Below are 12,860 nucleotides of genomic sequence, written 5' to 3'. Positions count from 1 at the left end.
TGACGTAGCCCGGAGCATGGATGCTGTTGAGGGGAGATTCAACCTATCCCTGGTTGCCCGAATTGACCCTAACGGCTTCGATTAGCGCTTCGACATGACGAAGATCCTTCACCCCAGGACTGTGTTCAAGGCGGCTTGAAGCATCAAGACCAAAAGGGCTCACCTGTTGCAGCAGTGTTGGGACCCACTCAGCGCTGATCCCTCCAGCAAGCCACCAAGGAAGACCGCTGCAGATCCGTGTCTCCAACCGCTCAAACCAGGCAGGATCGAGACGATGCCCAGTCCCTCCCAGTTGATTTGGACTCCAAGCGTCCAGAAGTAGGGCATCCACGCTGTCGGCATAAGCATCGATGCCATTCAGATCCGCTTCTTCACGCAGGCGTAGTGCTTTCCACCATTTGATCCGGGGATAAAGCAGACGCAGCTCCGCGCATCGCTTGGGCGATTCCTCCCCGTGCAGCTGCACCACGGAGGGCTGTCCCTTCCCCATGAATGCAGATGCAAGCTGTTGATCGCTGGGGTCTGCCACCACCCAAACCCGCTTCAGCAGAGGATGCTCCTGGGTCAGTCTCTGGAAGATTGCTTTGCGTTGCCTTGGCGCCACGAAACGCGGAGTATCCGGTACTCCAATCACTCCGATCGCATGCACCCCCATGGCCGCGATCTCACAGGCTTGGTCGCAGTCGGTCAGCCCGCAGATCTTGAGAGACAGGCTCTGATCGACCATGGGGGAGCAGCATTGGATGTCCTTTCTAGGATTGAGTCAACACTGCCGGCCAGCCCGCCGGAAAAGCATTTGGGTGATGGCTGGCAATTGATGCGAATCGGCGGGATCCCTTTGAGGATTCATCCAAGTTGGTTCATTGTTCTGGTGTTGTTCACCATGGCCTTTCAGCAGCAGGTCGCGAAACTGCCAGACGCTGCAGGCGCTGTCTGGATCAGCTGGTCGATGGGGCTTCTCACCGCGCTATTGCTGTTCGTATCTGTGCTGCTGCATGAGCTTGGCCATTCCCTTGTGGCCCTACGTGAGGGGGTGAAGGTGAGCAGTATCACGTTGTTTTTGATGGGCGGAGTCGCCCGGGTGGAACGGGAATGTTCCACTGCGATGGGCTCGCTAAGGGTTGCGGCGGCGGGGCCAGCGGTCAGTCTGATTCTTGGAGCTGTGTTGCTATCCAGTGTTCACTCCGCTGAACATGTCAGCCCTCTGCTGGGGAACCTTGTGGCCCAGCTTGGATGGCTCAATCTGGTTCTGGCGCTGTTCAATCTGCTGCCGGGATTACCGCTGGATGGTGGCTTGATTCTCAAATCCATTGTCTGGCAATGGACTGGCAGTCAACGTCGGGGAATTCAGGTGGCGACCGCAAGTGGTCGGTTCTTGTCACTCCTCGCTGTGATGATCGGTTTCTGGATTGTGCTGAGGGGAGGTGGATTCGCCGGACTGTGGCTGGTACTTCTCGGCTGGTTCGGAATGAGTGCGTCCCGCAGTCAGACCCAGACCTTGGCGTTGCAGCAGGTGCTCAAGCGGGAAACTGTTGGACCGGCGACTTCCCGTCGATTCCGCGTGGTGGAGGCGGATCAGAGTCTGCGCAGTCTCAGCAAGCTGCGTCTGGGAGCCGTGGACAGCGACAACACCTGCCTCCCGGACTGGGTGCTCGTCTGTCGGGGCGGTCGATGGATTGGTTTTATTACTGATCAGCCGCTCAAGGACCTCCCTGTTCAGCAATGGGATCGTCAGACCATCGCCGATCATCTTCAGCCGTTGAAGCGCCTGCCTTCGATCCAGCAGGCAGCACCTCTCTGGCAGGCGGTCCTTGCCTTAGAAGATACGGAGCAAGGGCGTCTGTTGGTTTTAGGCCCCGCCGGTCTGCCCGACGGAACCCTTGACCGCTGTGACCTGGGCGAAGCCGTTCTCAAGGGCTTATCTGTGAAACTGCCCGAGGCCATGCTCAAGGCAGCCCGCCGCTCCAACACCTACCCGTTTGGAATGCCTCTGGCTCAGGTGGTGAACAGCATGCGTGCTTCAGGACTTCTTGACGATCAGAGCGCTGAAGCCCCCAGCCGGTAACGCTCAGCCCCTTGCTGCATCAAGGTGCGTTCCTCGGAGCTGAGGGGCTGATCAATCCAGGTGAGATTCGACAGCCCTTTGCCGAAGCTTGAGATCAGCGCCCTTTCGATTGTTAGGAAGTCGGGCGTCGTCGGCGTCCACAGCGGTGGGTCGGTTCCGAACACTGTTCGCCAGAGATCAGTCGGGGGGGTCAGGGGGATTTCGCCGTGCTGAAGAAGATGACCGTGCTGCCAGAACTGAGCACTGCCAATGCGTTTGCCTCCTTGCGTATCCACAAGGTCGGCCGCTGTGGAACGGCCAAAGCAGTGGATGGCGCCGGCCTCTGCAGGTGCGTCGCCGGGATTGAGGCCGACGCCCAGTGTTGCGAATCCTGCGGTGATCCAGCGGTTCACTTGCAGGTAAGCCTCTCGCTTTTGTCGAGGTGCTTCAGGCCACACCAATGCGTAGGTCAGCCCACCGCCGTGAAGCACCGCACCGCCACCGCTGGGGCGGCGCAGGAGATCCAGCTCACCTGTCCTGGAAAGGTCTCTCCAAGGGTCTGGAATCTCCTGTTGATTCCAGCCCAGCGAGAGGGATGGTCTGTTCCAGCTGTAGAAGCGCAAGATCGGTTGGTTATGCCCCTGTGTCCAACACTGCTCAAGCAGCAGCGCATCCAAGGCCATCTGCTCGGCGCCGTTGAGCGTGAGATGGGGAAGGAGACGGCCGCGGCCTGAATGCTCGTACCGGCAGGATGTTGGCAGCGTCATGGCGGCGATGACATTGGCGGAGGTGCTGCTGGCCGTGCCACTGGGGCTCCTGGCGGGAGCTTTGGCCGGTCTGCTGGGAATCGGTGGTGGTCTGATCTTCGCTCCTCTTCTGCTCTGGATGGGCTTCAGCCCCCACCAAGCTCTGGCAACGAGCACGTTCGCCATCGTGCCCACTGCGATCGGCGGCAGTTACACCCATTGGCGCGCACGCACACTTCAGCTCAGGCCTGGCTTGGCAATTGGTCTGTCGGCCTTCGCTACCGCTCTGGTGTTCAGTCGTCTTGGTCGACTTGCAGCAGGTTGGCAGCTGCTGACACTTCAGGCATTGCTTTACCTACTGCTGGCGCTCACGATTCGTGGTGATCGCAGTGATCAGCAACCTGAATCTGATCAGCCTCTGCCTTTAAAAGGTCTCACGGCCGTTGGAGGTGTTGCTGGCCTTGCAGGAGGGATGCTCGGTCTTGGCGGTGGTCTTTTGATGGTTCCCTTGATGGTGAACGGCCTGTCGGTGCCGATTCGTCAGGCGATTCGTCTCAGCACCCTGGCGGTCGCCTGCTCAGCAAGTGCCGCGTCATTGCAGTTTTTGCATGAAGGACGCGGTCAGTGGATGCAGGGTCTCGTGCTGGGTGCCGTTGCTGCCTTCGCAGCTCAGTGGACGGCGGCTCGGTTGGATCGGGTCAATTCAAGAACACTCGCTTGGCTGCTCAGAGTGCTGTCGCTGTTGTTGGCGGTCGACAGCGGCAGAAGGGCTGTTCAGTTGGTCCTGCAGTTGGGTTGACCGTCTGGGGTCAGTTCAAAACCCTGAGTCGATTGAGATTCAACTCCTGCATCCAGGCCGTCAGAGCCAGCAGCGAGGAATGATCCGGCAGGCAGAGGCAGCCGCTGCCTGGGTTGCAGTAGTGAATCCCCAGTCCACTGCGGCTGGTGTCAAAACGGGGAGACAGCATCATCCAGATGTCGTTGCCCCAGGGTTCAGGGGGACCCAGGGTGTAATCACCCTGGGGCAGAGGCGCTCCGTTTCCTGGAGACCAGCGTCGATCGAGGCCCTGGCTGCTGGGGGTCCCGCTCAGCGCTGGCCAGCTTGCCAGCACCGTTCTGCCCTGGTGCAGTTCCAGTAGCCACTGGCGTTGTCCGTCCGTTCGTTGAACATCTGTGCGCTTGGCGCTGAGTTGAAGAGTCTTTCCCTGCAAGCGCGCCAGCAACTCTTGGCTCGGCCCAGCCTGGCCCGGTGGCACTGGCTTCAGAGCAGCTTGTTGTGGTGCTGGCTCAGGCTGACGATCAGAGACAATGAGTTGCGCTTCGGATCCGCAGCTCCCTGAGCACAGGCTCAGTATCAACAGGGGCAATCCTGCCCAGTTCCGAATGTGCTGGTTCATGGTGACTGATCGAGTAGTTCCCAGAAGCCACCATCCAGTTCGAAACCAAGACTGGCTGCCATCAGGCTGAGGTTGCCGCGCTGACCTCCTGAAATGTCAGAAGTGTTGCCTAGCTGGTTGAGCAGCATCAAGCGATGGGTGATCCATAACTCCAGGGCCTGAGGGTCGAAGCGGATGCCCTCACTGGGGCTGAAATTGTGGGGAACCAGCATCGCTACATGCTGAGCCAGGCTTCCTCCGGTTCGATCCAGCAAAAGGGGTAGCCAGGGATAGTGAGCGTCTGCACGCAGGGCCCACAGACGAGGCTCGGGACATTCGCTTAGTTCTCTGGGATCATTCAGCTCACGGGGCCACTCATAGCGCAATTCCAGGACTGCACCGGCATCGAGCAGGTCCTGAAGAGGGCGTTCCATCCAGGCTGAAACAGCCTGCAGGTTCAGTGTCCTGATCGCCTTTGCGTCGATCGTCACCAGAGAATCAGGACTCAAGGCTTCCATGCGGGTGTGACAGGCCTTTGCGAATGATGGCGCCCCGAGGCCTGCGCAGGAAAGAATGCAAAGGTTTCAAGCTTCCGTCATGGTCAGCACCCTTACCCAGACAGAAATCTTCATCGCTCTCGTGGTGGCTGCTCACGCTGGTGTCCTCGCGATTCGTCTTTGCGTGAGCCTTTACCGCGCCTGAGCTTTACAGGGCCTCTTGGCACGAACGGTTCGCCGCGTTAAAAGCGGTGATGCGGAAAGCCGTTTCTTCAGCACCTGACGCCGCCTCTCTGGCGGCCTTGCTGCAGCAGCAGAACGATCGGAGGGAATTGTTGTGCAGCGCCCTGGCACTGGCAGTGAAGGGTGGCCTTATTTTTTTGGGCTTGGTCAGTGTTGTGCGGTTGTCGATGGCCTATCAGGAGCGACTCGACCGACATGGAGAGTTGGCTGCTGTGGTGGATGTTGAAGCCACCAAGTTGCAAGGGCTGCAACATCGATTTGACACTCTGTTCACCCTCGGTGGTGACGAACGCCTGATGGATGAGCAGGAGCAATGGATTGCTCCAAACCGGCTACGGGTGATCTGGCGCTGAGGGCCTGATGACTGCTGGCTGAGATTCATGACCGCAGGTCGTTGTGCGTATCGACTGAGCGGCAGACTGAGCGATCTGCACAGCTCTCCCGATGCCCGTTCCAGGCACTGTTCTGATTACCGGAACCACGTCCGGGGTTGGGCTGAATGCCACACGTGCTCTCGTGCAACAGGGCTGGACTGTGATCACCGCCAACCGTTCTCCTCAGCGTGCTGCCGCCGCTGCCGATGAGCTGGACCTGCCTTCAGAGCGGTTGAAACACGTTTTGATGGATCTCGGTGATCTGGACAGTGTCCGCCAGGCAGTGGAGGGACTGCCTGAACAGATCGATGCGCTGGTCTGCAACGCCGCTGTCTACAAGCCGAAGCTGAAACATCCAGAGCGTTCCCCTCAGGGCTATGAGATTTCGATGGCTACCAATCACTTTGGACATTTCCTGCTGATTCAGTTGCTGATGCAACGCCTAAGGGTCTCCACGCATCCCTCTCGCCGCGTGGTGATTCTTGGCACTGTGACTGCAAATTCAAAGGAGCTCGGAGGCAAGATTCCGATTCCTGCTCCTGCCGATCTCGGTGATCTCTCCGGTTTCGAGGCCGGTTTTAAGGATCCTGTTTCGATGGCCAGCGGCAAGTCCTTCAAGCCTGGGAAGGCTTACAAGGACAGCAAGCTCTGCAACATGATCACAACGCAGGAACTACACCGGCGCTTCAGTCGTGAGACCGGCATCAGTTTTACGTCGCTCTACCCAGGGTGTGTTGCTGACACCCCGCTCTTCCGCAACGCGCCCAGGCTGTTCAGAAAAATCTTCCCTTGGTTTCAGAAGAACATCACCGGTGGCTATGTCTCCCAGCCGCTGGCAGGTGAGCGTGTTGCCCAGGTGGTTGCTGATCCGGATTTCGCAGAATCCGGAGTGCATTGGAGCTGGGGCAACCGTCAGAAGAAAAACGGACAGCAGTTCAGTCAGGACTTGTCTGACAAAGTCACCGACTCCCAGACCGCTAGCAGGGTCTGGGAGTTATCAATGGATTTGGTGGGGCTGAGCGAAACAAGTTGAGGCTCAGTCGAATCCAAGCAGGTCGAAGATTTCCCGATCTTTCAATGAGACGGCCTCTAGGGGTTCGACCTTGTCGAGCATGTTCTGCGCAAGGTTGAGATATTCCTGTCGACAGGCCCGCACTGCCTCGTCATCGTCGTCCATTTCAAAAATGGTGCACTTTTTCAGGCGTGAGCGGCGAATGGCGTCCACATCCTTGAAGTGCGCCATGGTTCGCAGGCCTGTGCGTTCATTGAACTTGTCGATCTGATCGGTATCGGCTGATCGGTTGGCGACAACGCCTCCGAGCCGCACCTTGTAGTTCTTGGCCTTGGCCTGGATCGCCTGGACGATCCGGTTCATTGCAAAGATCGAATCGAAATCATTGGCAGTCACGATCAGGCAGTAGTTCGCATGCTGCAGAGGTGCAGCAAACCCACCACAGACCACATCCCCCAAGACATCGAAAATCACCACGTCGGTGTCTTCCAGCAAATGGTGCTCTTTGAGCAGCTTCACTGTCTGTCCTGTGACGTAGCCTCCGCAGCCGGTGCCTGCCGGTGGCCCTCCGCTTTCAACGCATTGCACGCCGTTGAAGCCGGTGAACACAAAATCCTCGGGCCGGAGCTCTTCGCTGTGGAAGTCCACCTCCTCCAGGATGTCAATCACGGTCGGCACCATCTTGTGCGTCAGCGTGAAAGTGCTGTCATGTTTCGGGTCGCAGCCGATCTGCAGCACCCGTTTGCCCAGCTTCGAGAAGGCGGCTGAAAGATTCGAGGATGTGGTGGATTTGCCGATCCCACCTTTGCCGTAGACGGCAATCACCAGTGTCTCCTCCTGGATGCTTAGTGACGGGTCCTGCTGGACCTGCACACTGCCTTCTCCATCAGCTGGTCGCGTCAGGGTCGTGGTCATGCAGGACCTTTGCAAAAGGGATCGTTCTCATTCAACAGCAACACATGCACCTCGGCTGATATGCACCAAGTAATAAAAGATCCTTCGTTTCAGAGTTGCTTGGGCATTGCATTTTTTTTCGAATTGATGAAAAGAAATGAGTGAATTTGCTCATGCCTTGTAGTGGGCTTTTGCGTCATAGAGAGTTTCGCTACTGATCTCTAAGCGGCCCTCCTGGCGTGCATAGGTTTCGGTGTTTCTGCGCACCTTGCCACGCACAAAGAAGGGGATTTTTTTCAGTTCTGCCTCGCCGTCGGCAGTCCATACCGGGCCTTGCTCTTCAGCGCTGATGACCACGGTGGATTGGCTGGACCCTTCGGTGGTTTGCTCTGTTCCGCCGCGATGACCTAGGTGGCTTTGATGTCCGTCCACAAACTCAAAGTCATGGCGGAACATGCCGATCAGATGTTCCTCAAGCCCCATCATGAGCGGATGCACCCAGGCGTCGAAAATCACATTGGCGCCCTCCCATCCCATCTGTGGGCTATTGCGCGCTGGGACGTCCTGAACATGCATCGGTGTGCTGATTACGGCGCAAGGGATTCCTAGGCGCTTAGCGCTGTGCCGTTCCATCTGAGTTCCAAGCACCAGCTCGGGTACGGCATCGGCCATGGCTGCCTCAACCTCCAGATAGTCATCGCTGATCAGTGCGTCGAGTCCGAGTTCCTTGGCTGCTGCACGAACCGGTCGCGCCATCTCACGGCTGTAGGTGCCAAGGCCAACCACTTTGAATCCGAGCTCTTCGCTACAGATGCGCGCTGCCGCTACGGCATGGCAGCCGTCGCCAAAGATGAACACCCGCTTGCCTGTGAGATAGGTGGAATCCACGGATTCCGAGTACCAGGGCAGTCTTGAACAGCGATATCCCTCCTCCTTCGTCGGTGGATCCATGCCCAGCAGCGTGTGCAACTCCACCAGGAAGTCGTGGGTGGCACCGACGCCAATCGGCACAGTGCGAGTGAACGGAATTCCGAAGTTCCGTTCAAGCCAGCTGCAGCTGGATTCGGCGATCTCTGGATATAGGCAAACATTTAAATCTGCCTGCGGGATTCGCTGAAGATCACTGACATCCGCTCCAAGCGGAGCGACCACTCCGACATCGATGCCATGCAGGGTGAGCAGTCTCTGGACTTCGAGTACGTCATCACGGCATCGAAATCCCAGCAGGGATGGTCCGATCAGATTCACCCGAGGCCGACGGCCAACGGCCATCCACGCCCTTGGATCATGTTGTGGTTGATCAGGAACCTGCGGTTTCAGCAGATTGCGCAGCAGCTGATAAAGCGTTTCTGCAGCTCCCCAGTTCTCCTTTTTGCTGTATGCGGGGAGTTCCAGGGTTACAACAGGCATGCTCAGACCCATGCCCTGGGCGAGGGCGCCTGGTTGATCCTGAATCAGTTCCGCTGTGCAGCTCTCTCCCACCAGGAGTGCATCAGGACGGAAACGTTCTGCCGCTTCACGCACAGTGCGTTTTACCAGTTCGGCTGTGTCGCCTCCCAGGTCTCGTGCCTGAAAAGTGGTGTAGGTCACCGGTGGGCGCTGGCCGCGCCGTTCGATCATCGTGAACAGCAGGTCTGCATACGTGTCGCCCTGAGGCGCATGCAGCACATAGTGCACGCCGCGCATCGAGGCGGCGATTCGCATGGCCCCCACATGCGGTGGTCCTTCGTACGTCCAGAGCGTCAGTTGCATGGGAATCAGGCGTGGATGGAAGGATTCGAGGTCTGCGGATGCAGTGCGGGATGAATGAGTTGTCTTCTGCGTAGTGGGCGTGAGAACAATTCGGCCAGATCCCCGGCCTGATCAATGCCGTGGATGGGGCTAAAGACGAGTTCGATCGACCATTTGGTAGTGATGCCTTCTGCTTCCAGGGGGTTGGCCAGGCCCATGCCGCACACCACCAGATCTGGCTGTTGTTCGCGCACGCGGTCCAACTGTTGTTCCACGTGCTGACCCTCTGTCACGTCGGTGCCCTCGGGTAGCAGTTCGAGCTCCGGCGCCATCTGTTCGCGGTTCAAATAAGGCGTGCCGACCTCCACGAGTTCCATGCCGCATTCGCGTTGCAAAAAGCGAGCGAGGGGGATTTCCAGTTGAGATTCCGGTAGCAGCACAATGCGTTTTCCTGCTAACGCCGCTCTATGGGGCTCAAGGGCCATACGCGCTCTCTGTTCCAGGGGGTCGAGTACAGCCGCAACCCGATCCCCCGGCAGGTTGAAATCTCTGCATGCCGTTTCCATCCATCGACGGCTTCCCTCCGCTCCAAGCGGGAAGGGCGAACTCAGGACTTTGGCCCCCCGTGCTTTCAGCAGTCGTGCGGTGTTGCTCAGAAAGGGCTGGGTGAGCAGCACCGTGGTGCCTGGCCCCACACCAGGCAATTCCGTGGACTGTCTTGGAGGAAGACTGCAGACCGTCTCAATGCCTAGACGGGAGAAGAGGTGAACCATACGGTCCTCAACCGCATCAGCCAGGGTTCCTGCGAGCAGGAGCTGGCGCTTATCGGTGTTGGGTAGAAAGGGCACCAGGGCAGATAGAGCTCCGTCCTCTCCTTCGGTGAAGGTGGTTTCGATGCCGCTTCCGGAGTAGTTCAAAACACGAACCCTGCCCTGCAATTCCTCATTGAGGCGTTCAGCGGCACGTGCCAGATCGAGCTTGATCACCTCGCTCGGGCAGGAACCCACCAGGAAAAGGGTGCGGATCTCCGGACGTCGCGCTAGCAACTCTCGGGCCACTCGGTCCAGTTCGTCGTGGGCATCGGCCAGGCCTGCCAGGTCCCGTTCGCTGAGGATGGCCGTGCCGAACCTGGGCTCAGCAAAAATCATCACGCCCGCGGCACTTTGGATGAGGTGGGCGCAGGTGCGCGATCCCACCACAAGAAAAAAAGCATCGGGCATGCGTCGATGCAGCCACACGATCGATGTCAGACCACAGAACACCTCTCGGGGTCCAGATTCCTTACGCAAATTGGCGCCCATCGGGATTCCTGCGCTCTCCTGCCCTTCACCATGACTCCGGATCGGGATAACGGGGTAAGTGCCTGAAACTCTTCGGGATCGTGGCGGTCGGAAATGGGGAATCTGGGTACATTTCGTCGATCGACTCAGATCCAGCCATGTTTTCCCTAAGTCTTATCCCTGCTGCGCTCGCCTTGAGCTTGGCACTTGTGGCCTGTCAGTCGGCTGACAAGAAGGCTGCAAACGATGAGGTGAAGGTCATCAACGGTGTTGAAGCCGTCTGTAACGCTCAATCAGATGTTGATGCCGCCGTGGACCAGGTCAACAATCTGACTCCAGACTCCACCGTGGCGGATGCTCAACGGGCGGGGGACAAACTTAAGGCCGCTCTCTCGGCTCTCAATAAAGCTGAAGGTCAGCTCGAAAAGGCTGAAGTGAAGGAGTACAGAGACCAGGTGGACCTTTTCCGCAAGGCCGTCGATGAAGTCAGCAAGAAAAAGGACCTGACCCTGGCAGAAGCTGCTGAACAACTGAAGGGAAAAGCTGCTCCACTGCTAGAGGCACGGGAACAACTTGCATCCACAACGGTCTGCATCGATGCTGTTGATGACAGCGCCGATGCCAAGCCGGAGTCCAAGTCGAAGTCCTGATCAGTGGGATTCAGAGACGGCGGCGGAAGCGGTCTTCACCAAAGCTTCCGCTGCTGCCGCTACCAGATTCATCGATGCGGCTCAATCGCCAAACGTTTCGACTGACACGCCGAGCTTTTAATCCACCTCGCTCAACGGCTTCTGTTCCTGGTCGAGCTCCAAGGAGGTAGGTGACTTCAGCCGTCGTCAGAGGAGCTCCGCTTTCAACGGCTAGAGCAGTGAGTTCAAGTCTCTGACGAAGCTGCCTCACCATTCCTGCATGGCTGTTCTGGTCAGTCTCCAGCCAAGGCATCTCGACCTGGCCTTCACCGGCAAGACGCTGCATCAGGCTGTAGCTGACAAGTCCCAGAGCCTGTTCGGCATTGAGCTCTGTTGAGAGCCGGCCAGGTTCCTCAGTTTTTCTACGGGCGGAAGCCATGGCTTACAGGGCGGTTGGGCCGAAGTTATCGGTTGTGTCGGGCTGTGCAAGCGCTTGAGCTCTGTTTCCCCGATCGGCTTCCGGTAAGCTCCGCGCTATGAATCGTTTCGCCGGCTTGGACGCCAGGGAGCGACGGGTTGGCGGAAGCGCTCTCGTCACTGGCACGGAGGTGAATCCCTCTGCCAGCGGAGCGAGCTGCGTCGTGACGACCGACTCGGAGTCTTCTCGACTTAGTCGGAAAAATAGTCTTGTGCAGTCAATTGAGCTGCGAACCCATGTGTTCATCGATTCACTGCAGCCACAGCTAGCTGCCTACATGGGAACGGTCAGTCAGGGGTTTTTGCCGATTCCAGGGGATGCCTGCCTTTGGATGGAGGTTTCGCCGGGTATGGCTGTTCATCGGGTGACAGACATTGCTCTCAAGGCCAGCAATGTGCGCCTCGGACAGATGGTGGTGGAAAGGGCTTTCGGATCGATGGCCCTCTATCACCGAGATCAGAGCACAGTGCTCCATTCTGGTGATGTGGTGCTTGAGGCCATCGGCAGCTCTATTGACCAGCGAACTCCCGCTGAGGTGAGTTGGACTGAAGTGATTCGAGCGATCACCCCAGATCATGCTGTGCTGATTAATCGAATCAATCGCCGTGGTTCCATGATCGAGTCGGGGATGAGCATGTTCATCCTTGAGACCGAGCCTGCTGGTTACGTCTTAATTGCCGCGAATGAGGCGGAGAAGGCATCCAACATCACTCTTGTGGATGTCAAGGCTGTGGGAGCTTTCGGGCGCCTCACTTTGGCGGGGCGAGAGGGTGATGTGGAGGAGGCCGCGGCGGCTGCCATGCGTGCAATTGATCTGGTGAATCGACGAGCTGCGCGGAGCTGAACGTTCAGTCCAGTTCCAGTCTTCTGCGCAGACCAGGTGCCAGTGCGCGGGCGGCCTTGCCTCGGCTTCCAAGTTTGGACAGCTGGGAGGTGTTCAGTTCTCCATAACTACAGCCGGCCTCACGCACCCAGAACAAGGATTCAATGCCGCCGCCTGGATAGGCCGGTGCACAGAGAAGCTCACCCCAGCAGATTCCCTCCGCTTGCTCATCGCAGACGCCATCGGGTGAACAGAGCACCATCGCGCTCCGAAAGCGGGCACTTCGATAGGGCACGTCTGCCATGGCCTGCATGAGCTTCGCGAGCTTTTTCTCGTTCGTGGAGGCGAGTCGGGCCGTATAAAGCCCTGGAGCTCCATTGAGAGCGTCCACTTCAAGCCCGGAGTCATCGGCGAGAGTCCAACAACCTGTTCTCTCTGCCGCGGCACTGGCCTTCAAGCGAGCGTTCTCCAAATAGGTGTTGCCGGTCTCCTCAACATCCAGATCGGCAGGTTGACGTTGCACAGACACATCGATGGGGCCGAGCATCGCTTCGATCTCAGCCACCTTCTGTGGATTACCGCTGGCAATAATCAGCCTGCGCAAAGCACTGATCCCGGAATGGAACCCCATTGTGTGTGATCAGGTGTAATTCATTTGAACTTCAGTCGTCACAGGAAACCTGAAAAGGTTGAACATCCCGCCCGGTAAACCCGGACTTTCAGGTATCCGTTT

General features: G+C 58.1%; 16 protein-coding genes. 7 read left to right on the top strand and 9 right to left on the bottom strand.

Features of this window, described 5'->3' with window-relative positions:
* Window positions 1–43 precede the first annotated feature (43 nt).
* Window positions 44–727, bottom strand: coding sequence for a phosphoribosylanthranilate isomerase (locus SynBIOSU31_RS10090; RefSeq protein WP_186489671.1), 684 nt, complete (start codon window positions 725–727; stop codon window positions 44–46).
* 69 nt (window positions 728–796) lie between these two features.
* On the opposite strand from SynBIOSU31_RS10090, the gene SynBIOSU31_RS10085 reads away from it, so the two are divergent.
* Window positions 797–2,065, top strand: coding sequence for a site-2 protease family protein (locus SynBIOSU31_RS10085; protein WP_186492977.1), 1,269 nt, complete (start codon window positions 797–799; stop codon window positions 2,063–2,065).
* Here SynBIOSU31_RS10085 and SynBIOSU31_RS10080 read toward each other — a convergent pair.
* Window positions 2,038–2,811: a lipoyl protein ligase domain-containing protein gene (locus SynBIOSU31_RS10080; protein ID WP_186489670.1), complete on the bottom strand. Its 774-nt coding sequence runs from the start codon at window positions 2,809–2,811 to the stop codon at window positions 2,038–2,040. The genes SynBIOSU31_RS10085 and SynBIOSU31_RS10080 overlap by 28 nt on opposite strands.
* Here SynBIOSU31_RS10080 and SynBIOSU31_RS10075 point away from each other — a divergent pair.
* Entirely contained in the window at window positions 2,810–3,589 is a 780-nt protein-coding gene (locus SynBIOSU31_RS10075) for a TSUP family transporter (protein WP_370593622.1), read from the top strand. The two genes, SynBIOSU31_RS10080 and SynBIOSU31_RS10075, sit on opposite strands and share 2 nt — an antisense overlap.
* Window positions 3,590–3,599: 10 nt before the next feature.
* On the opposite strand, the gene SynBIOSU31_RS10070 is transcribed toward SynBIOSU31_RS10075, so the two are convergent.
* Both SynBIOSU31_RS10070 and SynBIOSU31_RS10065 read right to left on the bottom strand, forming a co-directional pair.
* A complete protein-coding gene (locus SynBIOSU31_RS10070; RefSeq protein WP_255477193.1) occupies window positions 3,600–4,187 on the bottom strand; it encodes a hypothetical protein in 588 nt (195 codons plus the stop codon).
* Window positions 4,184–4,684 carry a CRR6 family NdhI maturation factor gene (locus SynBIOSU31_RS10065; protein ID WP_186489669.1) on the bottom strand — a complete coding sequence of 167 codons (501 nt, stop codon included), beginning with the start codon at window positions 4,682–4,684 and terminating at the stop codon, window positions 4,184–4,186. Before SynBIOSU31_RS10065 ends, SynBIOSU31_RS10070 begins: the two co-directional genes overlap by 4 nt.
* A gap of 79 nt (window positions 4,685–4,763) precedes the next feature.
* Here SynBIOSU31_RS10065 and psaM point away from each other — a divergent pair, with 79 nt between their 5' ends.
* The 3 genes from psaM (at window position 4,764) to SynBIOSU31_RS10050 (ending at window position 6,313) form a co-directional block, all read left to right on the top strand.
* A complete protein-coding gene (gene psaM / locus SynBIOSU31_RS10060) occupies window positions 4,764–4,868 on the top strand; it encodes a photosystem I reaction center subunit XII (RefSeq protein ID WP_186489668.1) in 105 nt (34 codons plus the stop codon).
* Window positions 4,869–4,917: 49 nt separating this feature from the next.
* Window positions 4,918–5,259, top strand: a complete 342-nt coding sequence (locus tag SynBIOSU31_RS10055) for a hypothetical protein (RefSeq protein ID WP_186489667.1) — start codon at window positions 4,918–4,920, stop codon at window positions 5,257–5,259.
* Window positions 5,260–5,350: 91 nt separating this feature from the next.
* On the top strand, window positions 5,351–6,313 hold the full coding sequence (locus SynBIOSU31_RS10050; RefSeq protein WP_186489665.1) for a protochlorophyllide reductase: 963 nt from the start codon (window positions 5,351–5,353) through the stop codon (window positions 6,311–6,313).
* Between the two features lie 3 nt (window positions 6,314–6,316).
* Here SynBIOSU31_RS10050 and bchL read toward each other — a convergent pair whose 3' ends face one another.
* The 3 genes from bchL to SynBIOSU31_RS10035 form a co-directional block, all read right to left on the bottom strand.
* Window positions 6,317–7,207 carry a ferredoxin:protochlorophyllide reductase (ATP-dependent) iron-sulfur ATP-binding protein gene (gene bchL / locus SynBIOSU31_RS10045; RefSeq protein WP_186489664.1) on the bottom strand — a complete coding sequence of 297 codons (891 nt, stop codon included), beginning with the start codon at window positions 7,205–7,207 and terminating at the stop codon, window positions 6,317–6,319.
* Between the two features lie 150 nt (window positions 7,208–7,357).
* Window positions 7,358–8,938, bottom strand: a complete 1,581-nt coding sequence (locus SynBIOSU31_RS10040) for a ferredoxin:protochlorophyllide reductase (ATP-dependent) subunit B (RefSeq protein WP_186489662.1) — start codon at window positions 8,936–8,938, stop codon at window positions 7,358–7,360.
* A gap of 5 nt (window positions 8,939–8,943) precedes the next feature.
* On the bottom strand, window positions 8,944–10,218 hold the full coding sequence (locus SynBIOSU31_RS10035; RefSeq protein ID WP_186489660.1) for a ferredoxin:protochlorophyllide reductase (ATP-dependent) subunit N: 1,275 nt from the start codon (window positions 10,216–10,218) through the stop codon (window positions 8,944–8,946).
* A 137-nt stretch (window positions 10,219–10,355) separates the two neighbouring features.
* On the opposite strand from SynBIOSU31_RS10035, the gene SynBIOSU31_RS10030 reads away from it, so the two are divergent.
* Complete coding sequence (locus tag SynBIOSU31_RS10030; RefSeq protein WP_186489658.1) at window positions 10,356–10,847, top strand: hypothetical protein; 492 nt, start codon at window positions 10,356–10,358, stop codon at window positions 10,845–10,847.
* Between the two features lie 10 nt (window positions 10,848–10,857).
* On the opposite strand, the gene SynBIOSU31_RS10025 is transcribed toward SynBIOSU31_RS10030, so the two are convergent.
* Window positions 10,858–11,265 (bottom strand): hypothetical protein, encoded by a 408-nt coding sequence (locus SynBIOSU31_RS10025; protein ID WP_186489656.1) that lies wholly within the window; start codon window positions 11,263–11,265, stop codon window positions 10,858–10,860.
* Between the two features lie 97 nt (window positions 11,266–11,362).
* Here SynBIOSU31_RS10025 and SynBIOSU31_RS10020 point away from each other — a divergent pair, with 97 nt between their 5' ends.
* Complete coding sequence (locus SynBIOSU31_RS10020; RefSeq protein ID WP_186489654.1) at window positions 11,363–12,148, top strand: BMC domain-containing protein; 786 nt, start codon at window positions 11,363–11,365, stop codon at window positions 12,146–12,148.
* A 4-nt stretch (window positions 12,149–12,152) separates the two neighbouring features.
* Here the strand turns inward: SynBIOSU31_RS10020 and SynBIOSU31_RS10015 are convergent, their stop codons facing one another.
* Entirely contained in the window at window positions 12,153–12,758 is a 606-nt protein-coding gene (locus SynBIOSU31_RS10015) for a non-canonical purine NTP pyrophosphatase (RefSeq protein WP_186489653.1), read from the bottom strand.
* Window positions 12,759–12,860: the final 102 nt, after the last annotated feature.

This window comes from Synechococcus sp. BIOS-U3-1 (genome assembly GCF_014279975.1).
Classification (GTDB): Bacteria; Cyanobacteriota; Cyanobacteriia; order PCC-6307; family Cyanobiaceae; genus Synechococcus_C.
Note: the sequence above shows the minus strand (reverse complement) of the source record. Positions and strands in the feature narration are given on the sequence as shown.